The organism is Clostridium acetobutylicum ATCC 824, from assembly GCF_000008765.1.
Lineage (GTDB): Bacteria > Bacillota > Clostridia > Clostridiales > Clostridiaceae > Clostridium_S > Clostridium_S acetobutylicum.
Map to the genome: position 1 here is coordinate 1,838,003 of NC_003030.1, position 24,079 is coordinate 1,862,081.

Genomic DNA, 24,079 nt, shown 5'->3' on the forward strand with positions numbered 1-24,079 from the left:
GTCCAAAATGGATTAAAGTGAGGTGTTTTTTTTATGGAGAGAACAAGAATAAAATGTATTTTGATTTTTTTAGGTATATTTGCGGTATTTGCATTTCTATGTACAAGGCTTTATTTAATTATGAATGTATATAGTAAAGATTTAGAGACTAATTACAGCAGACAAAATACATCAAGTGAGAGAATTAAAAATATAAATTATGATGTTGTGGATTGTAATGGCAAAAATATGCTTACTTTTAACAGAAAATATTATGTTGTAATAAATCCATATATTTTTACGCAAAACAATAGTGATACAAATAAAAGAGAGCTTTATGCATTATCTTATATATTAAAAAATTACGATAATAAATACGATTTAACTAACATAGATATTAAAAGCGAATCAAGCAAAATATACTGGAGCATCAATGAAACACTTTATAATGATCTTTCAAAGTTTAAAAATGTAAATGGAGTATATACTTATTTTGTTGATGAGGTAAATAGGGATAAGGCTTCGGATATATGCAACATTATTACAAATCCTATGGATAAGGATAACAAGAAGTTTAAAGCCAATGCCTCTATAGAAAAAGCTGTATATAATGAATTTAAGAATTCCCCATTTCCTGAAAAAAACTTTGTAAATGATTCATATGGAAATCTAATTGCAACTAATGGTGGGCAAAATAAAGGTAAATCAGAGGTTAAATTAACTATAGATAAGGACATTAATGATAAAGTTCAGAATATACTAGACAGCAGTGGATTGAAACAGGTATCAGCAATTTTAATGCAGAGTGATAATGGAGCAGTAAGAGCTATGGTACAAAAGGATAAATATGCCCCTAACATAAATCTTGGTGGTGGTGGAATATACTATCCAGGCTCCATATTTAAAGCTGTAGTTGAGGAAGCTGCAATTGAAACTGGCAAACTGGATTTAAATAAACCAATAAAAAATACAGGAGAGTTTAGTGAGGATAAACTTTATGATTACTGCACTCCAGAAAAGGCTTTTATAATATCATCAAATGATGTTTTTATAAACATAGGACATCTAGCTGGATTTGATAATATATATGATCTTAGTAAAAGACAAGGACTTTTTAATAAGGTTTTAAACTTTGATTTAGAGTCGGAGGGAAGACTTGATAATAACGATTCTAATAGTGAAGGTAATTTAAGTTTGCTTTCCTATGGTCAAAGTATAAGAATAACGCCTATAGAAGCAATTGCTATCCCAAATACTGTAATTAATCACGGCATATATGTAAAGCCCCATATTATTGATTCATATATTGTAAATGATAAAGTAAAAACAAATCAAATTTACAGTTCAAGGGTTATAAAAGAAAGCACTGCAAATATAATGAAAGAGCAATTTAAGAAGGTATTAACAGATAAAGATGGAACAGGTAAACTTGCGTATACAAATAATAAATGCATAGGAGGAAAAACAGGAACAGCACAGAGAATAAACGGACATGATGTTAAGAGTGTGGATGGATGGTTTGTTGGATTCTTTGATTTAAAGGGTGTAAACTATTCAGCTGTTATATTTGTGCCTGGGATAGATGAGAAACTAAGCGCAGGCTCTGAAGCAGCTCCTATATTTAAAAAAATAGTAACGGATTTAAATAAATAGGGCAGCTAATTTATTTCTTTAAAAAGGTAACAAAAATTATGTCTTGTGAATAGTATAAATTGATAGGTTTTCTAATTTACAAAGTAACGAGAATACCTATAACAGCGTAGGATAAATAGTTTTAACCGTAATTGTGGTTAAACTTAAGTTAGTTTTGAAAGCATTATTAGGAGGATTACCTGTGTTTGTAATGTATTGTTTATTTAATATAGTGGGAAGTATCACATTTTTTGTAGCTTATATTGGTAACGGTGCATCGTTTCCTCAACCACTTTCCGAAAGTGAAGAAAAGTATTATTTAAAAAAGTTAAAGGAAGGTGATCCCCTTGCAAAAAACATACTCATAGAAAGAAATTTAAGACTTGTAGCTCACATTGTAAAAAAATATTCTTATTCAGGTAAAGAAGTTGATGATTTAATATCCATAGGCACCATAGGGCTTATAAAGGCCATTGATTCATATAATGTATCAAAAGGTACTAGACTTGCAACCTATGCTGCTAGATGCATTGAAAATGAGATATTAATGCTCATACGAAATAATAAAAAAAGCAAGAATGAGGTTTATCTTCAAGATCCGATAGGAGTAGATAAAGAGGGGAATGAAATATCACTTATCGATATATTGAGCAGCGATGACGATTCTGTAATTGAAATAGTTGAGAACAGAATTCAAATTGGAAAACTTTATGTAGAGATAAATAGAGTGCTAAAAGGACGTGAAAAAGCAATAATTAAGATGAGATATGGTCTCGGTGATGGAAAACCAAGAAATCAAAGAGAGATAGCACAAATATTGGGTATATCTAGATCATATGTTTCAAGAATAGAAAAGAGGGCATTAAAAAAATTGTATAGGCAACTAAACGGAAACTGCAAAATATAAAAACATGCTTTGTAACAATATAATTGTAATTATATAAAAATTAATTTATAATAAAAATGTTATAAAAGTTAGAACTTATGGTTAAATTTCTATAAAAACATTAAAAAATAAAAAAATAAGAAAAGACTTATTTTTACTAATTTATGGTAAAATATCTTGAATATTATGAGTTTTGGCCTACCTTTATATAAACTAAGAAAAGGCTTTAAAACTTATTATATTCAGGGGGGTTAAATAGGGAGGAATATTTATAAATGAAAAACTTAAAAGACTTACTTAAAATACTTGTTGAAAAAGAAGGTTCAGATCTTCATATTTCTGTTAATGTTCAGCCGGTAATTAGAATAAATGGTGAGTTAAATGTATTAAACGATAAAAATAAGATAACTAAGGATGAAGTAAAAAATTATGCTATGCAGCTGCTTGGTGATGACTATGATAAATATTTGAAGGCAGGAGAATTTGATGCGTCATACACTCTTAATGGTGTTGGTATGTTCAGAGTTAATGTGTATAAGGAAAGAGGAAACGACGCCATAGCTGTTAGGAATATTCCATCAAAAATTTTAAGCCCTAAGGAACTTGGGTTTCCAGATGTTTTTAATGATTTAATAAATGCTAAAATGGGACTTGTTCTTGTTACAGGACCAACAGGAAGTGGAAAAAGTACAACAGTTGCATCAATTATAAATGAATTTAATTTAAATACAAAACGTCACATAATTACACTTGAAGATCCTATAGAGTATGTACATAAGAGTAATAAAAGCTTAATAAATCAAAGGGAAATCGGAAAAGATAGTGGTTCATATGTGGCAGCTTTAAAGGCGGCCTTAAGAGAGGACCCAGATGTAATCTTTGTAGGAGAAATGAGAGATATGGAAACTATTACTGCGGCTATTACGGCAGCAGAGACAGGTCATCTAGTACTTTCAACATTACATACTATTGGTGCGGATAAAACCATAGATAGAATAATCGATGTATTTCCTGAGCATAATCAGACGCAAGTAAGAATTCAGCTTGCCTCTGTTCTTAAGGGAGTAGTTTCTCAGCAGCTTTTAAAGAAAAAGGACGAGTCTGGAAGAATACCAGCATTTGAAATAATGACCTTCACACCAGCTGTACAAAATTTAATAAGGGAAGGAAAAACTCATCAAATACAGTCTCTTATTCAGACAGGAAGCAAGTACGGTATGATAACTATGGATAAATGTATAATAGATTTGTATAAAAAGGGAATAATATCGTATGAAACCGCTGTGCAGTCAAGTGTAGATAAAGAATTCGTGACTAAAATGCTTATACTATAAATGAAGCGTAAAAATTAAATAAAAGCAAGTTTGTGGTAAAAATTTTAAGTTAAAAGTTAATAAATTTACAATTTCATAAAATACTATGGTATTTGATAAATTTTTGTGATAAAATAACTTTGTTTAGGGGGGATACATAGTGAATGAAGTAAAGTCTATACTACATGTAATTTCACGTGTCTTCACAAATACGGTTTTTATCATATCAATGTATTATCTATGTATATCATTCTTTGGTATTATACGAAAAAAGGATGGTAAAAAATTTGAGCCCAAAAAAACCTTTGCACTTGTTGTAGCTGCACATAATGAAGAAGCTGTAATAAGTGATATGGTTGTGAGTTTAAATAAATTGGATTATCCCGATGATATGTATGACATATTTGTAATTGCAGATAACTGTAGTGATAACACTGCTGAAAAGGCACGAGAAAAGGGAGCAAAGGTTTACGAAAGAGTGAACAAAGAAAAAAGAGGTAAAGGATATGCTCTAGAATGGATGTTCAGCAAACTGTTTAAAATGGATAAAAAATACGATGCAGTGGTAATATTTGATGCTGATAATTTAGCCTCTAAAAATTTTCTCAAAGAAATGAATAAAAAATTATGTGAAGGTTACAAGGTTGTTCAGGGATACTTAGACAGTAAAAATCCTAGAGATTCATGGATAACAGGAAGTTATTCAATAGCCTTCTGGTCTACTGATAGAATGTTTCAACTGTCTAGAAGTAATTTAGGCCTTTCAAATCAATTAGGAGGAACAGGCTGCTGCTTTGAAACTGAAATTTTAAGGAAATTAGGTTGGGGAGCAACTTGTCTTACAGAGGATTTGGAATTTACATGCAAGCTTGTTTTAAATGGTTATAAGGTAGGTTGGGCTCATGATGCGGTAATTTATGATGAAAAACCACTTACACTTGTTCAATCTTGGCATCAAAGAATAAGATGGATGCAGGGATTTTCAGATGTAGCCAGTAGATATTTTTTCAAGCTTTTAAAAAGCGCAATAGTCAATAGAAGCTTTGCTGCATTTGATTGTGCTATATACAGCATTAATCCGTTTATGACAATTTTATTTAGTATATCAATGATTCTAGGCTTTGTAGATACATCATTAGCAACTATACATAATATTCCACTTGCCTTTGATACTGCAAAAATTTTTGATATAACTCCATTAAAGGTATTTTTATTTATAGCAGCAGTATTTCAGTATGTGTACACACCATTTTTGTTAGCACTAGATAAAAAGCTAGACATTAAAATGATATGGTATTATGTTATAATTTATCCTATATACCTTATAACATGGCTTCCAATAACAATTATCGGTATTCTTAAGAAGAACAATAAGGATTGGAATCATACAAAGCACACAAGAAGTGTTGATATATCAGATTTGGAAAAAGCTAACTAAAGTAAAAGTAGTATATAGAAAAAGGGTATCCCTGATATCCTTTTTTTATTTACAATTAAACATAAGATTAAATATTTTTTTAATAAATAAAAGGGAATTTTATTTTTGTGTTGAATATATAATTGTGCTTCTCTGTGAGGGGGGAATTAATGTATGAATAATTATATTATAGGAATAGATGTTGGTTCATCCAAGATTTGTATAGCATTAGGAAAGTTAACGAAAAAAGGAGAGGTCCAGATAATAGGAGTTACATCTTCAAAATGCGAGGGAGTAAAAAAATCTATTGTTGTTAATATAGATAGTACAGCTGAATCTATAAAAAATTGTATGGCTAAACTAAAAAAAATGGTGGAATTTGATTTGGATGATGTGTACGTTGCACTCCATGGAAGCATAAGTGAGCTTATACATAACAAAGGTGTGGTGGCTGTATCCTCAGATGATAGAGCAATAACCAGTAGTGATGTTAAAAGGGTTATTGAATCTACTAGATTTATATCAGTTGCATCTGATAGAGAGATTATTGGAGTGGAACCCCAACAGTTTATTGTAGATGGTTACGATAATATAAAAGACCCTGTTGGAATGAGTGGGACTAAATTAGAAGCTGATGTCCATGTCATTACGGTGAATTCTAATATTGTGGACAATCTTATTAAAAGTGTGAATAAGGCGGGGTACAATGTAAAGGGTTTGTGTTTTGAACCTAAAATTGTTTCTAATGTAGTTTTAAGTAAACACGAGAGAGAAAGCGGATGTGCTCTTGTGGATGTAGGTACAGAAAATATAAATATAGCTATAATTAAAAATGATAATATAGTGTATATTGATAATGTACCATTAGGTGGAGATAGTATAACGCATGATATAGCTCTTGGATTAAAGATACCTTTTGAAGATGCTGAAAATTTAAAGAGAAACTATGCGAATATTGATGCTTCTATTAATAATGGTGAAAAAATTAACATTAAATTACCTGATAATCAAAACTTAAAAGTTGATTATAATTTCTTTAAATTAATTGTACAATCTAGAATTGAAGAATTATATGAGCTTATAAGGAAGAAATTAATAAGTAAGAGTTATTATAATGAAATAACAAATGTGGTAGTTGTAGGTGGTGGTATTGCTTTAGTAAAAGGCTCAATAAGTGTTGGTAGAAGAATATTAGATAAAAATGTAAGAGTAGGTTCTCCGAATTTTGTGGGAGCATCCAATCCTATATATGCTTCAGCGGTTGGAATTGTTAGTGATATAGGGTATAATATGAAAAGTAGTAGTTTTAGTTATGATGATGAAAGTTCTAAAAATGAAAACAAAGATTCAAGGAATAAAAATATTAAGAGAGATGAAGAAGAGACAAATATCTTTTCTAAGGTAAAGGAGTTTATTACAGATCTCTTTTAATGAGGGAGGTAGTATTGTGCTTGATTTTGATGTTGATGTTCAACAGTTTGCTCAAATAAAAGTAATTGGATGTGGCGGCGGAGGTAATAATGCTGTTAACAGAATGATTTTGGAAGGTCTTAAGAATGTGGAATTTATTGCCATAAACACTGATAAGCAGGCATTGGCTCTTTCGCAAGCATCACAGAAGATACAAATAGGTGATAAGCTTACTAAAGGGTTAGGAGCAGGAGCTAATCCTGAAATAGGTCAAAAGGCTGCTGAAGAAAGTAAGGATGAAATATCTCAGGCTATAAAAGGTGCTGATATGGTATTTATAACTGCTGGTATGGGTGGTGGAACTGGAACTGGTGCAGCACCTGTCGTTGCAGAAATAGCTAAATCCATGGGAATATTAACAGTTGGAGTTGTTACAAAGCCTTTCCCTTTTGAAGGAAGAAAGAGAATGCTCCATGCTGAGTCAGGAATTAAAACACTAAAAGAAAGAGTTGATACTTTAGTTACAATTCCAAATGAAAGATTGCTTGCTATTGTAGATAAAAAGACAACTTTAGTAGAAGCCTTTAAATCAGCAGATGATGTTTTAAGACAAGGTGTTCAAGGTATATCAGATTTGATAACTATTCCTGGTCTTGTAAACCTTGATTTTGCAGATGTAAGAACTGTTATGATAAACAAAGGACTTGCACATATGGGTACTGGAAGAGGTGCAGGGGACACAAGAGCTAGTGATGCTGCTAAACAGGCAATATCTAGTCCTCTTTTGGAAACATCTATAGTTGGTGCTACAGGTGTACTTTTAAACGTAACAGGAGGAGAAGACTTAGGACTTCTTGAAATAAATGAAGCAGCAAGAGTTGTACAAGAAGCAGCAGATCCAGATGCAAACATAATATTTGGAGCTGTTATCGATGAAAACTTAAAGGATGAAATAAGGATAACAGTTATAGCAACTGGATTTGAAAGCGAAGGAGAAAATGGAGAAATAATAAGAAGAGAAGTTAGGCCAGAAGTATCAGAGCCTAAGTCTGAGCAGGAGGCAGCAAGTGCACTTGATAATACAGGTAGCTTTGATGCTCCAGAAAAAGATCTTAACATACCTGCGTTTTTAAGAAGACAAAATAAAAATAAATATTAATTTTATATGAGCATTTAACAGACTGTGAATTGAAGAAATTCATGGTCTGTTTTTTATTTAACATTTTCTGAGCTTTCTTAAAAAAAATGATGGTAACTGTGATATAGGTAATTATATTATCAAAAATTTAAAATTAAAAATTTATTTTCAATAGTATAAAACGACAAAATTTTAAACCATCAAGTAATATAATTATTTAAGAAAGGTGGAAGAAAATGGTTATTTATTTGGATGTTTTAATTTTTGAAAATTCAATAGTAAATACTTTTCTATTGTACATAACAGCTCAAACTTTAAGAATAAAGGTTAAAATGAGATATTTAATCCTTGCTGGAATATTTGGAGGGCTTTACGTAATAGTTTTAGTTATTCCTACACTTAAGATATTTTCATCTTTGATATTTAAAATAATAGCTGCTTTTCTAATGATAATTATATGCTTTAGGAAAAAAAGTTTAAGATTTAATATAAAAGCGCTGGCTGTACTTATTATGTATTCTATGGTTACAGCTGGTTTATGTTTCTTTATTGAATTAAATAATACAAGAGGAAGCTATTTTAACGCCTTCATTGGTAATGTATCTTACAAGTGGATTTTAATAGCTATTATGATTATATATATGTTTGTAAATAGAATTATATGGTTCATAAACGATAGAAAATTAACACAAAGTCTAATTTATGAAATAGAAATATGTTTTAAGGATAATAGCAAATTTATAAATGCCTTTTTGGATACGGGCAATGAGCTTAGAGAGCCTATTACAAACTTACCTGTTATTGTTGTTGAAAAAGACATGGTAAGCGGTATAAAGTGGGATGATTGTCCAAAGTTTTATGTTCCATTTAGATTATTTAATGGAAAGGCAGGTAACCTTGAAGCTTTTAAACCTTCTTATGTAAAAATATACATAGGTGATAAAGTGGAAGTAAGAAATGCAATTATAGCTTTAATAGACAATAAATTAAGCAGCTTAAATGATTATAATGCACTCTTATCTAGAGGAAGTATTTAAAATGGGGGGATTTTATGAAGTTTTTATTGCGCCTTTTAAGTAAATTATTGTGTAGAATTAAATTGTTTTCAAACAGACTGTACTATATAGGTGGAAATGATGCGCTTCCGCCTCCTCTTTCAAAGGATGAAGAAGATGATTTGGTAAACAAGCTTGTAAATGGAGATGAGAGTATACGCTCCATACTTATAGAAAGAAATTTAAGACTTGTAGTGTATATTGCAAGAAAATTTGAAAATACAGGGGTTGGGGTTGAAGACTTGATTTCAGTTGGAACCATAGGGCTTATTAAAGCTGTAAATACCTTTGATCCAACCAAAAAAATAAAGTTAGCAACATATGGTTCAAGATGTATTGAAAATGAGATACTTATGTATTTAAGAAGAAATAGTAAAGTAAAAGCTGAAATTTCATTTTATGAACCACTCAATATAGACTGGGATGGAAACAAGCTGCTTTTATCAGATATATTAGGTACTGATAATGATTGTGTATATAATCTTATAGAAGGAGAGGTTGATAAACAGCTTTTGTTATTTGCTCTTAAAAAGTTAAACGAAAGAGAAAAAAGAATAGTTGAATTAAGATATGGACTTACAGGCGTTGGAGAAAAAACTCAAAAGGAAGTTGCAGATATGCTGGGTATATCTCAATCCTATATTTCAAGGCTTGAAAAGAGAATAATTAAGAGATTAAAAAAAGAAATAAATAAAATGTTGTGAGTTTGTCTTTAGTATAAAATAGCTCCCCTGAGGGAATAATTTTTAATGCTATTATTTCAAAGGGGCTGATAAAGTGGTTATAAACAAGGTTGAAATTTGCGGCGTTAATACATCTAAACTTCCTGTTCTAAAAGAAAAAGAAATGCGTGAACTTTTAATCAGTATGAGGAATGGAAACACAACTGCCAGAGAAAAATTCATAAAAGGAAATCTGAGATTAGTACTTAGCGTTATCCAGAGGTTCAATAATAGAGGTGAGAATGCAGATGATTTATTTCAGGTTGGGTGTATAGGGCTAATAAAGTCCATAGATAACTTTGATTTAAGTCAGAATGTAAAATTTTCTACTTATGCGGTTCCGATGATTATAGGGGAGATAAGGAGATATTTAAGAGACAATAACTCAATTAGAGTAAGTAGATCTCTTAGAGACATAGCATACAGAGCACTCCAAGTCAGAGATAGACTTATAAGTAAAAACAATAAAGAACCCACTGTTTCACAAATTGCAAAGGAATTAAAAATACCTCGCGAAGAAGTGATTTTTGCCTTAGATGCTATTCAAGATCCCATATCGTTATTTGAACCAATATACCATGACGATGGTGATGCAATATATGTAATGGATCAAATAAGCGATAATAAAAATTTAGATGACAGCTGGCTTCAAAATATATCAATCAAAGAGGCTATGAAAAAGCTAAGCGATAGAGAAAAAATGATACTTAATATGAGGTTTTTTGATGGTAGAACACAAATGGAAGTTGCAGATGAAATAGGAATTTCACAAGCACAGGTATCTAGACTCGAAAAAACAGCACTGAAACATATGAAAAAATATGTTTAATTAAATTAGGATAAAAAATTGATCTACTTATTAGAAGGGCTTCCAAAGGTTTTAATGGAAGCCCTATATACATATTAGAAACAATAGAATTTATTTAGAATTTTTTGCATAAGGTAAGCATATTTTTATAGTATAAATTCATGCAGCTTTTAAAATTTAATTTAGAAGTTTTATACTATAGAGAGGTGAGAAAATATGGATTTACCATCACATTCAATAAATGCTATGAAGTCCATGGAAGTAATAGATATCAATACAGGAACAAAACTTGGGCTTATTAAAGATTTAAAAATTGATACTGAAGAATACAAGGTTATATCGATAATACTTCCTGGTTCAAAGGTAGGAGGATGGTTTTCAAAAGGAAATGATATAGAAATCGATTGGACAGACATACAGAAAATAGGCGTAGATGTAATACTTGTGAACGGTGACAATTTATTTGTAAATAAGGATTGAACAATTAACCCTAAAAAGTGTATAATGAAACTAAATATATTCTTTAACGAGGGATGTGAAGGCTTTGAAGTGCCCATTTTGTGGATATAGTGAGAGCAAGGTAGTGGATTCTAGATCTACTGAAGACAACATGGCAATAAGAAGAAGACGTGAATGTCTTGAATGTAGCAAGAGATATACAACTTATGAGAAAGTAGAAGATATACCTATATTAGTAATAAAAAAAGATTCAAGTAGGGAATTCTTTGATAAATCTAAAGTAATAAATGGGCTCATAAAGTCTTGTGAAAAGAGGCCTGTGTCTAGGCAGCAAATAGAAGATATAGCTTCTGATGTGGAAAAATCTATAAGTAATCAGATGGTTACAGAAGTAAAATCAGATGCTATAGGTGAAATGGTAATGGAAAAACTTAAAGAGATAGATGAAATTGCTTATGTAAGATTTGCATCTGTTTATAGACAATTTAAAGATATAAACACTTTTATGGAGGAAATCTTAAACCTTGTAAATAAAAAGTAAAATCGTACATAGTGCAAGTTTAAGTAAATGTTAAATTTATAGTGAATATTATTTTTTACAGTTTTACTTTAATCGGTATATTTCTTGACACAAATTAATGTTAAAATTTTATAAAATGAGGAACTAGAAGTATCTGTTTTCTTTTTACCCACTAAACTTAGAAAACAAATGTTAATTTCTGGTTCCTTGTTTTGTTAAAAGCATGTTAAAATAAGGATAAAAATAATACAAAATTTAAAAAAGATAATATAATATAGGAGTAGATTAGTGATGAATATAAAAAAAGTAGATAAATACAGTTTCTTAGAGTTTAAAGATGATAAGTTTTCATTATATTTTTCAACTGCTGAGAATGGTTTGAATTTTAATATAAACACAGAAGAAGGCAATGATAATATTAGAAATTTAAAGGATTGGTTTAATGTAAAGGATGTGGGGTATTTAAAGCAGACTCACAGCGATATTATTTTAAACTATGATTCGGATAAAGAACTTCTAGAGGGAGATGCTTTAATTACAGACAAAGACAACACTTTAGTAGGAGTTTTTACAGCAGATTGTGTTCCTGTTTTATTATACGATAAGTCTAAGAATGTAATGGCAGCCGTTCACAGTGGATGGAAGGGAACAAGTGATATGATAGTTAAAAAGACAATTATTAAGATGAAGCAGGAGTTTTTATCTACGGCATCAGATATAACTGTTTACATAGGACCACATAATAAAGCATGCTGCTATGAGTTTGGAGAAGAGGCTCTAAGTGAATTTGAAGGCAGCGGTATTTATGATATTAGTGAGATTTATAAAGATGGAAAGTTAGATCTAGAAAAATGCATAGTAAAGCAGTGTAAAAGTGAAAATGTGAATAATATAAAATGCTTAAACATATGTACAAATTGCTCTAAAGAATATAAGATGTTTTCTTATAGACGTGATGGCAAAAGTGCAGGGAGGATGTTTTCTTTTATAATAAAAAAATAATATGTGGCTGGAGGGATAATATGGCAGGCGAAAAAATACTTGTTGTAGATGATGAGGAGCATATAGTCAAGCTTATAAAATTTAACCTTGAAAACAATGGATATAAGGTTATTACGGCAGCAGATGGTGGTGAAGCACTAGAAAAGGCAAAGGGAGAAGTGCCTCAACTGGTTCTTCTAGATTTAATGCTTCCAGTTATGGATGGCTACGATGTTTGTAGAGAAATACGAAGGGATCAATCCATTTCAAACATGCCTGTAATTATGATAACAGCAAAGGGAGAAGAATTGGACAAAATATTAGGCTTGGAGCTTGGAGCAGATGATTATATAACTAAACCTTTTTCAGTTAGAGAATTAGTTGCAAGGGTGAAGGCAGTATTAAGAAGGACTAAGGTTGATTATATAGATAAAACTTTTAAATTTGGTAATATTCAAATAGATTTTCAAAGGCATAATGTTACCAAAGAGGGAGAAAAGGTAGAGCTTACCCTTAAGGAATTTGAACTTCTTCAAGTACTTATAAAGAATAAGGGCAGAGTAATGACAAGGGATTTTTTACTTGATAAAATATGGGGATATGAATACATTGGAGAAACACGTACGGTAGATGTTCACGTGAGGCATTTAAGGCAAAAAATTGAAGATGATGATAAAAATCCAAAATATATAGAAACTATAAGAGGAATAGGGTATAGATTTAACTATAGTGGTGATTAAAGTGAAAAAGAAACTTGTATTGTACAATTTGGGTATTTTAATAATAACTCTTATAATGATAACTGTATTATTTATAAAAATCGAGGATTATGAATATAGGCAAAATACAGAGCAGGATCTTAAAAGAACAAATAATGTAGTTTCCAATGTAATTGATATGAACAAAGGAAAAGATATTTCAAGTGCTCTTAAAGTCGTAATAAAAAATTCAGATATAAGAGTAACATATATAAATAAAAATGGAGTAGTTTTATATGACAATGATATAAATGCAGAAAAGCTTGATAATCACAACAAGAGAGTGGAAGTTGCAGAGGCAAGAAAAAATGGATATGGTTACAGTGTAAGGTATAGTAAATCTTTAAAAAACAATATAATTTATTATGCAAAGGTCAGAGGAGACGGCACTGTAGTAAGAACTGCTGTAGAGCTTTCCTCTGTTGAAAGGTTTGAAGCAAGATACTTAAAGTTCTATATTTATGTAATAGCTCTAAGTATCATAGCGGCAGTATATTTATCTTTTAAGCTTTCTTATGTTATTTTAAATCCAATAAGGGAACTTCAAAATACAAGCTCTAGGATTGCAATGGGAGAACTGGAAACAAGGGTTAATGTTGAATCAAGGGATGAAATAGGTCAGCTTGGAAAAACCTTTAATAACATGGCAGGAAGACTTCAATCTACAATAAGAGAATCTGTTGAAAAACAAAAAAAGCTTGAGGCTATACTTGTTAGTATGGACAGTGGAGTTATAGCAGTTGATAGAAAGCATAAAATAATAATGATAAATCCATATGCAGAAAAAATATTTGGCATAGATAAAAATATAATAGGACAAAGCCTAATGGACTGTATAAGAAATTATGAATTTGAGGACATATTTAATAAAAGAGCGGAAGGATATGCAGAAATAAAAACCTCATGGCCAAAAGAGAGAAATCTTAGAATCAAAACTGCCGATATAATAAATGGATATGAATGCATTGGAACTGTTGCTGTGGTTCAGGATATAACAGATATTAGAAAACTTGAAAACATGAGAACGCAGTTTGTAGCAAATGTATCCCATGAGCTTAAAACACCACTGACATCAATAAAAGGCTTTGCTGAAACCTTAAGATATGTTGAGGATGACAATCAAAAAGGAGAATTTCTTGATATTATTGATGATGAAGTAGATAGACTAACTAGACTCATAAGTGATATATTAACACTTTCAGATATAGAAATCAGACCGTTTATGAAAAAAGAAGAGTTTGATGTCAATGAAATAATAAAAGCTGTCTGTGGACTTTTAGAAAAATCAGCCTCTCGTAAGAATATAAGCTTAAAAGTATTTGGAGAGGATGTACCTAATTTAATTGGGGATAACGATAAGTTTAAACAAATGATTATAAATTTGGTTGACAATGCTATAAAGTATACAGAAGCTGGTGGAGAGGTATCGGTATATAAGAAGTATACAAAAGATGATGTTATTATATCCGTCAAGGATAACGGTGTAGGCATACCGAAGGAGCATCTTCAAAGAATATTTGAAAGATTTTATAGAGTTGATAAGGCTCGTTCAAGAGCAAATGGAGGAACTGGTCTTGGGCTTGCCATAGTAAAGCATATAGTACTGAATTTTAACGGCAGCATAAATATTGAAAGTAAGTTAGGTGTTGGAACTGAATTTATTATCACAATACCTTATAAATAGTTTAAAAGAGCTTCTTTAAATTTTTAAAGAGGCTCTTTTTTTAACAAACATTTAAAATTACATAAATTAGATATAATCTTCTTTACTTATTATAGATGTATAAACAAACTTATTGTAAAGGAGATACTATATGAATTTTACATTGATGAAAAAAATGAAGAAAGAAAAAAGGGTTTCAATAGCTTACAGAATAGCATTTATAGTGACAGGATTAATAATTTCCATTATGGCAGCAGCAGACGGCATCATTTATTATGAAGCTTACACAAATATCTATAAAATAAATAAAAGCAATATGAAAGTGGTTTCCTCTGAAATATACAATAATTTTAAAAACTTAGTATCACTTCAAGATAATGAGGCGAAAAATTTATCGGAGGACTCTTACTTAAGAAAAATAGTCACCTATAATAAAAATATTTCCACAGATGAAATGAGTATGCTAAAAAATAAACTTAAAGGTGACAGCGACAAAGAAGTTGAAAATATATTTTTTGCAGGTCAGTTATGACAAGCAAACCTGTTATAACATTTGCAAATCCAATAAAAGATGACGATGGGAATACATTAGGTGTAGTTGGTAAAACTATTTTTGTAGACTATTTCTCAAAAAGATTTGACAGTTTTAAGTATATGGGAAATAGTACAAAGCTTCTTTCGTTAAATGCAGCTATTGAAGCTAGTAGATTGGGAGAAGAGGGAAAAGGCTTTGGTGTTGTGGCGTCCGAGATTAAAAAGCTGTCTAACAATGTTGAAACTCAAATTGTAAATATAGGGGAAATAGTAGCGCAAATCAATGAAAAAATAGTTAACATGAAAGATAAGATGACGTCTCTTAATCGTGATTATAAAGATTAAATAGCTGCTGTTAAAAATACTAAAACAAATTATAATAATGTATTTTCTCTAATTCAAGAAATAAATAATAATATAAAGTATGTTGATGAAAATGCAAACTATGTAAGTTCTCAAAATAAAAATATATACCATGAATTTAAAAACATAAGTGCATTTTATGATGAATTTAATACATCAATAGAGCTGGAAGAAAACATAGGTAAGTTTAGATTGTAAAGATCAATGTTAAATTTAATTAACATTAGTATAATACTCAATTAACATTAAAAATGTAACATGTTAACTGTAAAGAGGAGAGGAACCTAGTTATTAGGTTTTGAATTTAGTTACCAATCTATATATCTATACTTTGGAGGTATTTTAAATGAAAAGTAAAAAAATCAAATTAATGTCTGTAGCTATAACAATGACAATTATGGCTGGTTTATTTGTAGGATGTGGAAATTCAAATTCAAGCAGCAATAAAAGTAGTTCTTCAACTACGAAGAAGGTCTCTGGATCAATTACACTTTCAGGATCTACAGCACTTCAACCATTGGCAGAAAAATCTGTAGATGGTTTTAAAGAAAAATATCCCGATGTGAGTGTTAATGTTCAAGGAGGAGGAAGTGGTACTGGATTAAACCAGGTGCTTCAAGGAGCAGTTGAAGTGGGAAATTCAGATATCTTTGCAGAAGAAAAATTAAATGCAGATGATGCAAAAAAATTAACAGATCATAAAGTATGTGCAATAGGCTTTGCTGTAGTTACTAACAACGATGTAAATGTAAAGAATTTAACAAAACAGCAGGTTCAAGATATATTTACTGGTAAGATAACAAACTGGAATCAAGTTGGTGGACCAAGTGAAGCAATAAACATAGTTCACAGACCTAAATCCTCTGGAACAAGAGCAACTTTCACTAAAACAGTTATGGATGGAAAAGACGAAAAAGATGATATTGGAACTACACAGGACGCCAGTGGATCAGTTAAAACTGCAATGACAAGTGCAAAAGGTTCTATAAGTTACTTAGCATTTTCTTATCTTGTAACAGATGAGGGTAAAAAAGATATAAATATTCTATCATTAGATGGAGTAGAGGCTACTTCAAAGAATGTAGAAAATGGTACTTATCCTTTCTGGTCATATGAGCATATGTACACAAAAGGTAAAGGAAATGATGCAGCTAAAGCATTTATAGATTATATGATGAGTTCAGATAATAAAGCCTTAATTGAAAAAATGGGATATATATCAGCATCTAATATAAAGAAATAGTTAAGATACATAATTGTACCACAATATTAAAAACAGTATTATGGTGCAATTATCATTTTAAATTTAAATAATATAAAAACTTAAATTGAGGTAAAGCTATGGAAAAAAGAAGTTTTCTTAAAAAACTCAAAACAGAATATGTTGGAAGGGGATTTGCTACTATTTGTGGAGTTTTTATAGTTATTTTAACCCTTTCAATTATTTTTTTTATTGCATCTAAAGGCATATCAACATTTACCAAAAGGCATTATTCTATTTTTGATTTTTTAATGTCAAGTACATGGAAACCAGATAGTAAAACTCCTAAGCTTGGAGCATTTATATTCCTAGAAGGATCTACAATGGTATCAATTGGAGCGGTAATTTTAAGTACACCTATGGCAATTGCTTTAGCTGTATTTATGAATATTATATCACCTAAGCTTGGAGATAGAGTATTAAAGCCTTCATTAGAGCTCTTTGTTGGAATTCCATCTGTAGTTTATGGATGGATTGGGGTAACGGTTTTAGTTCCTTTTATAAAAAATCATTTTGGAGGAGTTGGCTTCAGCTTAGGTGCTGGAATTTTAGTTCTCAGCATAATGATTTTGCCTACAATTGCAAGTCTATCTTCAGATGCTATAAAAAATGTACACAATGAATATATCGAAGGCTCATACGGATTAGGTGCCACAAGATGGCAAACAATATATAAAATAATAATACCATCAAGTAAAAATGGAATACTTACAGGAATTGTTTTGGGACTTGCAAGGGCTTTTGGAGAGGCATTAGCAGTTCAAATGGTAATAGGTAATACAGTAAAATCAGCTCAAGGACTTTTTTCTCCTACTACCACTTTGACAAGCGTACTTACAATGGATATGGCTAATACTCCAAATGGAACTGCATGGAATGATGCACTTTGGTCTCTTGCGTTTTTACTTCTTGTAATTTCGTTTATATTTATAGTAATTATAAGATTTATAGGGAGAAAAGGTGAGGTTTAATGAAATCTAAACTATACGATAAGATAGCAACAATAATTTTATACTTGATTTCTTTATTTGTAGTTATACTGCTTGCAGCCTTTATAATTTTTATAATTTATAGGGGCCGTGATTCCTTGAATTTGAGTTTTTTATTTGGCAATCCTAAAATAGCGGAAAAGGGCGGCGGTATAGGTCCAGAACTTTTTAATTCTTTTTATATGCTTATAGTGTCTCTTCTTATAACAGTACCAATTGGTATAGGTGCGGGTATTTATATGTCTGAATATGCAAAGGAAGGCAGGATATTAAATTTTATAAGGCTGTGCATAGAAACAATGGCATCACTGCCCTCTATAGTTGTTGGTTTATTTGGTTTGTTAGTATTTGTAACAATGACGCATTGGGGTTATACAATTTTATCGGGAGCGCTTGTCATAACCATTTTAAATTTGCCATCAATGACAAGGGTATCAGAAAATGCAATAAGGGCATCTTCCTCTAAGGTTAAGGAGGCGAGCCTTGGACTCGGAGCTACTAATTGGCAGACAATAAAAAATATAGTACTTCCCTCTGCCATGCCGGAGATATTAACAGGTATAATTTTATCCGCAGGTAGAATTTTTGGAGAAGCTGCTGCACTTTTATATACAGCAGGAATGAGTGCTCCAAATCTTAATTTCGATACAATAAGCTTGGTTGATAAGACTTCAGCTTTCAGTTTGTTTAGACCAGCTGAAACTTTGGCTGTTCATATATGGAAATTAAACTCAGAAGGTATGATTCCAGATGCCACAAAGATTGCTAATGGTTCTTCTGCTGTACTGGTACTAATGGTGCTGTTATTTAATTTTATGGCAAGAATCATAGGAAGAAAGATATATAGTTTATACAGCGGTAAGTAAGGAGGAGAAAAATGGGCATAATACAAACTAAGGACTTAAATTTATATTATGGAAATGTTCAGGCATTAAAAAAGATAAACCTTGATTTCAGTGCTAATACGGTAACTGCACTTATAGGACCGTCTGGCTGCGGAAAGTCGACTTTTTTAAGAACAATAAATAGAATGAATGATTTAATAAGCACTGTTAAAATAGACGGTGAGGTAATGTTTGAGGGAAAAGATGTATATAAGGATTATGATGAGATAGAGCTTAGAAAAAGAGTAGGTATGGTATTTCAAAAGCCAAATCCATTTCCTATGTCTATATATGATAATGTAGCCTATGGTCCTAGAATACATGGAATAAAAAATAAGGGTAAATTAGACGAAATTGTGGAAAGAAGCTTAAAAGGCTCTGCACTTTGGGAAGAAGTTAAGGATAGATTGAAAAAGAGTGCACTTGGTCTTTCAGGAGGACAGCAGCAAAGATTATGTATTGCTAGAACACTTGCAGTTGAACCAGAAGTTCTTCTTATGGATGAACCTACATCGGCACTGGATCCAATATCAACACTTAAAATAGAAGAACTAATGGATGAATTAAAACATAAGTATACAGTAATTATAGTAACCCATAATATGCAGCAGGCAGGAAGAATATCTGATAATACGGCTTTCTTTTTAAATGGTGAAGTTGTAGAAAATGGAAAAACAGAGGATATTTTTTATAAACCAAAGGATAAAAGAACTGAGGACTATATAACAGGAAGATTCGGATAGGCTTTTAAAATTTATTTGTGGGGTGTAAAAAATGACAAGAAAAATCTTTGAATCTGATTTAGAAGAGCTTCACTCTGAACTTTTAAGAATGGGCAGCATGGCAGAAAAACAGATCTATGATTGTATGGAAGCTTTAGAGAAACAAGATGAAAATATGGCTGAAGTAATTATAAAAAAAGATGACATAATAGATGATATGCAAAAGGAAATAGAAAACAAGGTTATAAGACTTATAGCAATGCAGCAGCCAATAGTTGCTGAGGATTTGAGAAATATATTTACTACTGTAAAAATAGTAACAGACCTTGAAAGATTAGGAGATCATGCTGTAGATATAGCAAAAGCCATAAAAAGATTAAATGGTGAAAAACACCATGATATAGTAAAAGAGATATGGAACATGGGGAATAAAGTTAAGTCAATGATAAAGGATTCCTTGGACGCTTATGTGGAGAGGAATTTAGATAAAGCCTATGAAGTCTGTAAGAGAGACGACGATGTTGATTCTTTATATAAGAGAATTTTCAATGAACTTCTAAATATAATGAGCGAGGATAAAAGCAAGGTAAATCAGCTTACTCAATTTTTATTTGTTTGTAAATACCTTGAGAGAATCGGAGATAGGACCACTAACGTGTGTGAAAGCACTATATACCTTATTACAGGTAAGCAGGTGGATCTTAACGATTAAATCTTATGCATGACTGTTCTAATTTGATTGTGGATAATTTATTTAAATCTACTAATCATAAGAACAGTTATTTTTTATTTTATGGCAAATGCTTGTATTCTTGACTTAAAAGACTTAATAATGTAATATAACTAAAGAGTTTAAATATGTGAACACTATTATTGTAGGGAGTAATTATGGAAAATAAAATTGTTAAAATTGAGCCTCAAAGCATAGCGGAAGAAATGGGCATTGAGGTTGGAGATAGTCTTATAAGTATAAATGGTAAAGAAGTAAAAGATATAATAGATTATAGATTTTTAATGGCAGATGAATATGTTGTTGTAAAAATACAAAAAACTAATAAAGAAATATGGGAACTTGAAATAGAAAAAGAATATGATGAGAAGCTGGGAGTGGAATTTGAAAGTGGAATTTTAGATTCTGCAAAAAGCTGTAGAAATAAGTGTATATTTTGTTTTATAGATCAGCTTCCTAAAGGAATGAGAAAAACACTTTATTTTAAGGATGATGACTCCAGACTTTCGTTTTTGCAGGGAAACTTTGTAACTCTCACAAATATGAGTGATGATGATATAGATAGGATAATAAAGTATAGGATAAGTCCAATAAATATATCAGTTCAAACAACAAATCCTGAATTGAGAAAAAAAATGCTAAACAATAAATTTGCAGGAAACCTAATGGAGAGGATGAAAAAACTCTCTAATGCAGGTATAACAATGAACTGTCAAGTTGTTCTATGTCCTGGAATAAATAGTGGAGAAGAATTTTCAAAAACGGTTAATGATCTTTATAAACTCTATCCTTCTGTTAAAAATATAGCAGGAGTGCCAGTTGGAATAACATCTTACAGAGAAGGACTTTTTAACATGGTTCCATATGATTCTCAAAGTGCCTTAAAGGAGATAGAAAATATAAAACCTATACAAGAAAAATTCATAAAAGAAATTGGCAGTCCTTTTGTAAGGCTTTCAGATGAATTTTATGTATTATCAGGCATACCAATTCCCAAGGCAGAGTTCTATGGAGAGTTTGAACAATTTGAAGATGGAATAGGTATGATACGTACTTTTAGGGATAACATAAATATGTCTTTAGATAATCTAAAAGATGGTATACATAAGTCCTTTACCATGGTTACAGGAGTTTTAGCCTATGAAGAAATAGAAAATGCAGCTAAAATGCTTATGGAAAAAAGCAGAGGGTTAAAAATAAATGTTATAAAAGTAATAAATGAGTTTTTTGGTGAAAAGATAACTGTAGCGGGACTACTGACAGGAAGAGATATTTTAAACTATCTAAAAAGAAATGAAGTTGGCGATTACATAATTCTTCCGTCCAATATGCTCAAAAGTGATGAAGATGTATTTTTAGATGATGTTAAAGTTTTAGATATTGAAAAAGAGTTAAATAAAAAAGTTCTTGTTTGTAATTATTCAGGCGAAGACTTAGTGGATATAATAAATAAAAATGGCAGGGAGGAATAAAAATGGCTAAACCATTAGTTACAATAGTTGGAAGACCTAATGTTGGAAAATCAACTTTATTTAATAAGCTTGCTGGAAAAAGAGTTTCAATTGTTGAGGATACTCCAGGAGTTACAAGAGACAGAATATACGCTGAATCAGAGTGGGTAGGAAAGAAATTTACTATAATAGATACAGGTGGAATTGAGCCTGAAAACAATGACATAATACTTACACAAATGAGAAGACAGGCACAGATAGCAATTGAAATGTCTGATGTTATCATATTTATGGTGGACGGTAAGCAGGGACTTACAGATACGGATAATGAAGTTGCGATAATGCTTAGAAAAAGTAAAAAACCTATAGTTTTAGTTGTAAATAAAATTGATAAAAATGTTGAAGAAAATAATATATACGAATTTTATAATCTCGGCATAGGAGATCCTGTTTCCATATCATCATCACAGGGACTTGGCATAGGAGATATGCTTGATGAGGTTGTTAACAAATTTAAATCTGAAGGAGAAGATGAAGAAGAAGAAGAATATATAAAGATTGCTTTTGTTGGAAAACCTAATGTTGGAAAATCATCTCTTACAAATAGGATTTTAGGAGAGGAAAGGGTTATTGTAAGTGATATACCTGGAACTACTAGAGATGCTATTGATAGTTTTCTTGAAACAGACTTTGGTAAATTAGTTCTTATAGACACAGCAGGACTTAGAAGAAAAAGCAGAATAAAAGAAGAAATAGAAAGATATAGTGCAGTAAGAACAATGGCAGCTATTGAAAGATGTGATGTTTGCACTCTTATCCTTGATGCAACTGAACCTATTAGTGAGCAAGACGAAAGGATAATAGGCTATGCACATGAAAACAATAAGGCAATTTTAGTTATTGTTAATAAGTGGGATTTAATAGAAAAAGATGATAAAACCATGGAAAACTTCAAAAAGAATCTAGAGATGAAATTTTCATTTATGGCATATGCACCATTCTTGTTTATATCAGCAAAAACAGGTCAAAGAGTACATAAGGTTCTTTCTGAGATAAAAAAATGCTATGACAATTACAGCAAAAGAATTGCTACTGGAGTTTTAAATGATGTTATAAGTAATGCTGTACTTATGAAGGAACCTCCAGTTGTGGCATTTAAGAGACTTAAGATTTTTTACGTTACACAAACGGATATAAAACCCCCAACTTTTATATTCTTTGTAAATAATCCTGAGCTCCTTCACTTCTCCTACAGGAGATACTTAGAAAATAAATTAAGGCAGAGCTTTGATTTTGAGGGAACAGGAATAAAGATGATATTTAAGGAAAGGAAGAACTAATATGGGGGGAGTAACATTCATAGGAGGAGGAAGCTTTGGTACAGCACTTGCAATAATGCTTGCTAAAAAAGGTCATAATGTTGTGATTTGGGATAGAAATAAAGAAATTCTTGAAGATATAAATACATTAAGAACTAATACAAGATATCTTCCAAACAACATAATACCCTGCTGCGTTAAAGCAGTAGATGATATTGAGAAGGCAGCTAAGGAAAGCAAATATATTGTTCTTGCTGTCCCATCTTTTGCTATAAGGGAAGTATGCAGGAAAATAAAGGGCTTTTTAAGAGAAGACCAAATAATTATAAGTATTGCAAAAGGCATGGAAGAAGAGACCAAGAAGAGGCTGTCTGAAGTAGTTAAAGAAGAACTTTATAAAAATCCTGTTGTAGTACTTTCTGGTCCTAGTCATGCAGAAGAAGTTGCAAATGATATTCCAACTACAGTAGTGGTTACTTCCACAGATATGAAATATGCAGAAGAAGTTCAAGATGTTTTTATGACTAACAGTTTTAGGGTGTACACAAATAGTGATATTGTAGGCGTTGAAATAGGAGGAGCAGTTAAAAATATAATTGCTCTAGCATCTGGAATAGGTGATGGAATAGGTTATGGTGACAACACAAAAGCGGCGCTTATGACAAGAGGTATGAGTGAAATAATGAGAATAGGCGTAAAGCTTGGAGGTAAGCCAGAAACTTTTTTTGGACTTACAGGCATGGGTGACCTTATAGTTACATGTACTAGTATGCACAGTAGAAATAGAAAGGCTGGTATACTAATAGGTAGGGGGATGTCATGTAGGGAAGCATGTGATAAAATAGGAATGGTAGTAGAAGGCGTTAAAGCGTGTCACACCTTTTATGAATTAAAAGAATCCTTAGGTGTATCTATGCCAATTACCACTTCACTTTATAAGGTTCTATTTGAGAATGGAGATCCTAAAAAAGAAGTGTATGAGCTTATGGCAAGAGATAAAAAGAACGAGTACTATTTTTAATTAATTTACTCTTATAGGAATAAACAAGCTGCCCTCTGTATATATATATATTGTTAATATTAAG

24 protein-coding genes are annotated in these 24,079 nt (G+C 31.1%); all 24 read left to right on the top strand.

The genetic code is table 11. From position 1 onward, the window contains the following. Positions 1-33 precede the first annotated feature (33 nt). The 24 genes from CA_RS08775 to CA_RS08895 all read left to right on the top strand — a co-directional run bounded on the left by CA_RS08775 (position 34) and on the right by CA_RS08895 (position 24,015). Positions 34-1,632, top strand: a complete 1,599-nt coding sequence (locus CA_RS08775) for a penicillin-binding transpeptidase domain-containing protein (protein ID WP_010964995.1) — start codon at positions 34-36, stop codon at positions 1,630-1,632. A gap of 181 nt (positions 1,633-1,813) precedes the next feature. Then, positions 1,814-2,518: an RNA polymerase sporulation sigma factor SigK gene (sigK, locus tag CA_RS08780; protein ID WP_010964996.1), complete on the top strand. Its 705-nt coding sequence runs from the start codon at positions 1,814-1,816 to the stop codon at positions 2,516-2,518. 254 nt (positions 2,519-2,772) lie between these two features. Then, positions 2,773-3,831, top strand: coding sequence for a type IV pilus twitching motility protein PilT (locus tag CA_RS08785; protein ID WP_010964997.1), 1,059 nt, complete (start codon positions 2,773-2,775; stop codon positions 3,829-3,831). Between the two features lie 139 nt (positions 3,832-3,970). Then, positions 3,971-5,248, top strand: a complete 1,278-nt coding sequence (locus CA_RS08790; RefSeq protein WP_010964998.1) for a glycosyltransferase family 2 protein — start codon at positions 3,971-3,973, stop codon at positions 5,246-5,248. A gap of 153 nt (positions 5,249-5,401) precedes the next feature. After that, complete coding sequence (gene ftsA / locus CA_RS08795; protein ID WP_010964999.1) at positions 5,402-6,658, top strand: cell division protein FtsA; 1,257 nt, start codon at positions 5,402-5,404, stop codon at positions 6,656-6,658. 16 nt (positions 6,659-6,674) lie between these two features. After that, a complete protein-coding gene (ftsZ, locus tag CA_RS08800) occupies positions 6,675-7,796 on the top strand; it encodes a cell division protein FtsZ (protein ID WP_010965000.1) in 1,122 nt (373 codons plus the stop codon). A 215-nt stretch (positions 7,797-8,011) separates the two neighbouring features. Next, positions 8,012-8,812, top strand: a complete 801-nt coding sequence (gene spoIIGA, locus CA_RS08805) for a sigma-E processing peptidase SpoIIGA (protein WP_010965001.1) — start codon at positions 8,012-8,014, stop codon at positions 8,810-8,812. Between the two features lie 14 nt (positions 8,813-8,826). Further along, the gene (sigE, locus tag CA_RS08810) at positions 8,827-9,534 is read left to right on the top strand and encodes an RNA polymerase sporulation sigma factor SigE (protein WP_010965002.1); all 708 of its coding nucleotides are present in this window, start codon (positions 8,827-8,829) and stop codon (positions 9,532-9,534) included. A gap of 73 nt (positions 9,535-9,607) precedes the next feature. Then, the gene (gene sigG, locus CA_RS08815) at positions 9,608-10,381 is read left to right on the top strand and encodes an RNA polymerase sporulation sigma factor SigG (RefSeq protein ID WP_010965003.1); all 774 of its coding nucleotides are present in this window, start codon (positions 9,608-9,610) and stop codon (positions 10,379-10,381) included. 195 nt (positions 10,382-10,576) lie between these two features. Continuing rightward, positions 10,577-10,840, top strand: a complete 264-nt coding sequence (locus CA_RS08820; protein WP_010965004.1) for a YlmC/YmxH family sporulation protein — start codon at positions 10,577-10,579, stop codon at positions 10,838-10,840. Positions 10,841-10,904: 64 nt separating this feature from the next. Further along, positions 10,905-11,360, top strand: coding sequence for a transcriptional regulator NrdR (gene nrdR, locus CA_RS08825; protein ID WP_010965005.1), 456 nt, complete (start codon positions 10,905-10,907; stop codon positions 11,358-11,360). A 270-nt stretch (positions 11,361-11,630) separates the two neighbouring features. Further along, positions 11,631-12,341 (top strand): peptidoglycan editing factor PgeF, encoded by a 711-nt coding sequence (gene pgeF, locus CA_RS08830; RefSeq protein WP_014518935.1) that lies wholly within the window; start codon positions 11,631-11,633, stop codon positions 12,339-12,341. Positions 12,342-12,361: 20 nt separating this feature from the next. Further along, positions 12,362-13,060 carry a response regulator transcription factor gene (locus tag CA_RS08835; RefSeq protein ID WP_010965007.1) on the top strand — a complete coding sequence of 233 codons (699 nt, stop codon included), beginning with the start codon at positions 12,362-12,364 and terminating at the stop codon, positions 13,058-13,060. Position 13,061: 1 nt separating this feature from the next. Then, on the top strand, positions 13,062-14,762 hold the full coding sequence (gene pnpS / locus CA_RS08840) for a two-component system histidine kinase PnpS (RefSeq protein ID WP_010965008.1): 1,701 nt from the start codon (positions 13,062-13,064) through the stop codon (positions 14,760-14,762). A 130-nt stretch (positions 14,763-14,892) separates the two neighbouring features. Beyond that, positions 14,893-15,273 (top strand): hypothetical protein, encoded by a 381-nt coding sequence (locus CA_RS08845; protein ID WP_010965009.1) that lies wholly within the window; start codon positions 14,893-14,895, stop codon positions 15,271-15,273. Continuing rightward, entirely contained in the window at positions 15,270-15,620 is a 351-nt protein-coding gene (locus CA_RS20340; protein WP_010965010.1) for a methyl-accepting chemotaxis protein, read from the top strand. Before CA_RS08845 ends, CA_RS20340 begins: the two co-directional genes overlap by 4 nt. A gap of 364 nt (positions 15,621-15,984) precedes the next feature. After that, positions 15,985-16,881 carry a phosphate ABC transporter substrate-binding protein gene (locus tag CA_RS08860; RefSeq protein ID WP_010965012.1) on the top strand — a complete coding sequence of 299 codons (897 nt, stop codon included), beginning with the start codon at positions 15,985-15,987 and terminating at the stop codon, positions 16,879-16,881. A 98-nt stretch (positions 16,882-16,979) separates the two neighbouring features. Then, a complete protein-coding gene (pstC, locus tag CA_RS08865) occupies positions 16,980-17,870 on the top strand; it encodes a phosphate ABC transporter permease subunit PstC (protein WP_010965013.1) in 891 nt (296 codons plus the stop codon). Then, the gene (gene pstA / locus CA_RS08870; protein ID WP_010965014.1) at positions 17,870-18,754 is read left to right on the top strand and encodes a phosphate ABC transporter permease PstA; all 885 of its coding nucleotides are present in this window, start codon (positions 17,870-17,872) and stop codon (positions 18,752-18,754) included. Before pstC ends, pstA begins: the two co-directional genes overlap by 1 nt. A gap of 11 nt (positions 18,755-18,765) precedes the next feature. Continuing rightward, on the top strand, positions 18,766-19,515 hold the full coding sequence (gene pstB / locus CA_RS08875) for a phosphate ABC transporter ATP-binding protein PstB (protein WP_010965015.1): 750 nt from the start codon (positions 18,766-18,768) through the stop codon (positions 19,513-19,515). A gap of 31 nt (positions 19,516-19,546) precedes the next feature. Next, positions 19,547-20,206 (top strand): phosphate signaling complex protein PhoU, encoded by a 660-nt coding sequence (gene phoU, locus CA_RS08880; protein WP_010965016.1) that lies wholly within the window; start codon positions 19,547-19,549, stop codon positions 20,204-20,206. 176 nt (positions 20,207-20,382) lie between these two features. Continuing rightward, positions 20,383-21,696, top strand: coding sequence for a DUF512 domain-containing protein (locus CA_RS08885; RefSeq protein ID WP_010965017.1), 1,314 nt, complete (start codon positions 20,383-20,385; stop codon positions 21,694-21,696). 2 nt (positions 21,697-21,698) lie between these two features. After that, positions 21,699-23,015 (top strand): ribosome biogenesis GTPase Der, encoded by a 1,317-nt coding sequence (gene der, locus CA_RS08890; RefSeq protein ID WP_010965018.1) that lies wholly within the window; start codon positions 21,699-21,701, stop codon positions 23,013-23,015. Between the two features lies 1 nt (position 23,016). After that, entirely contained in the window at positions 23,017-24,015 is a 999-nt protein-coding gene (locus CA_RS08895) for an NAD(P)H-dependent glycerol-3-phosphate dehydrogenase (protein WP_010965019.1), read from the top strand. The last annotated feature ends 64 nt before the right edge of the window (positions 24,016-24,079 follow it).

What these genes read in the sequence shown, in the direction of transcription:
- CA_RS08775 (WP_010964995.1), top strand. Translation starts at nt 34, where the DNA reads ATGGAGAGAACAAGAATAAAATGTATTTTGATTTTTTTAGGTATATTT.
- CA_RS08785 (WP_010964997.1), top strand. Translation starts at nt 2,773, where the DNA reads ATGAAAAACTTAAAAGACTTACTTAAAATACTTGTTGAAAAAGAAGGT.
- ftsA (WP_010964999.1), top strand. Translation starts at nt 5,402, where the DNA reads ATGAATAATTATATTATAGGAATAGATGTTGGTTCATCCAAGATTTGT.
- spoIIGA (WP_010965001.1), top strand. Translation starts at nt 8,012, where the DNA reads ATGGTTATTTATTTGGATGTTTTAATTTTTGAAAATTCAATAGTAAAT.
- sigE (WP_010965002.1), top strand. Translation starts at nt 8,827, where the DNA reads ATGAAGTTTTTATTGCGCCTTTTAAGTAAATTATTGTGTAGAATTAAA.
- CA_RS08820 (WP_010965004.1), top strand. Translation starts at nt 10,577, where the DNA reads ATGGATTTACCATCACATTCAATAAATGCTATGAAGTCCATGGAAGTA.
- pgeF (WP_014518935.1), top strand. Translation starts at nt 11,631, where the DNA reads ATGAATATAAAAAAAGTAGATAAATACAGTTTCTTAGAGTTTAAAGAT.
- CA_RS08835 (WP_010965007.1), top strand. Translation starts at nt 12,362, where the DNA reads ATGGCAGGCGAAAAAATACTTGTTGTAGATGATGAGGAGCATATAGTC.
- CA_RS08845 (WP_010965009.1), top strand. Translation starts at nt 14,893, where the DNA reads ATGAATTTTACATTGATGAAAAAAATGAAGAAAGAAAAAAGGGTTTCA.
- CA_RS20340 (WP_010965010.1), top strand. Translation starts at nt 15,270, where the DNA reads ATGACAAGCAAACCTGTTATAACATTTGCAAATCCAATAAAAGATGAC.
- CA_RS08860 (WP_010965012.1), top strand. Translation starts at nt 15,985, where the DNA reads ATGAAAAGTAAAAAAATCAAATTAATGTCTGTAGCTATAACAATGACA.
- pstC (WP_010965013.1), top strand. Translation starts at nt 16,980, where the DNA reads ATGGAAAAAAGAAGTTTTCTTAAAAAACTCAAAACAGAATATGTTGGA.
- pstA (WP_010965014.1), top strand. Translation starts at nt 17,870, where the DNA reads ATGAAATCTAAACTATACGATAAGATAGCAACAATAATTTTATACTTG.
- pstB (WP_010965015.1), top strand. Translation starts at nt 18,766, where the DNA reads ATGGGCATAATACAAACTAAGGACTTAAATTTATATTATGGAAATGTT.
- phoU (WP_010965016.1), top strand. Translation starts at nt 19,547, where the DNA reads ATGACAAGAAAAATCTTTGAATCTGATTTAGAAGAGCTTCACTCTGAA.
- CA_RS08885 (WP_010965017.1), top strand. Translation starts at nt 20,383, where the DNA reads ATGGAAAATAAAATTGTTAAAATTGAGCCTCAAAGCATAGCGGAAGAA.
- der (WP_010965018.1), top strand. Translation starts at nt 21,699, where the DNA reads ATGGCTAAACCATTAGTTACAATAGTTGGAAGACCTAATGTTGGAAAA.
- CA_RS08895 (WP_010965019.1), top strand. Translation starts at nt 23,017, where the DNA reads ATGGGGGGAGTAACATTCATAGGAGGAGGAAGCTTTGGTACAGCACTT.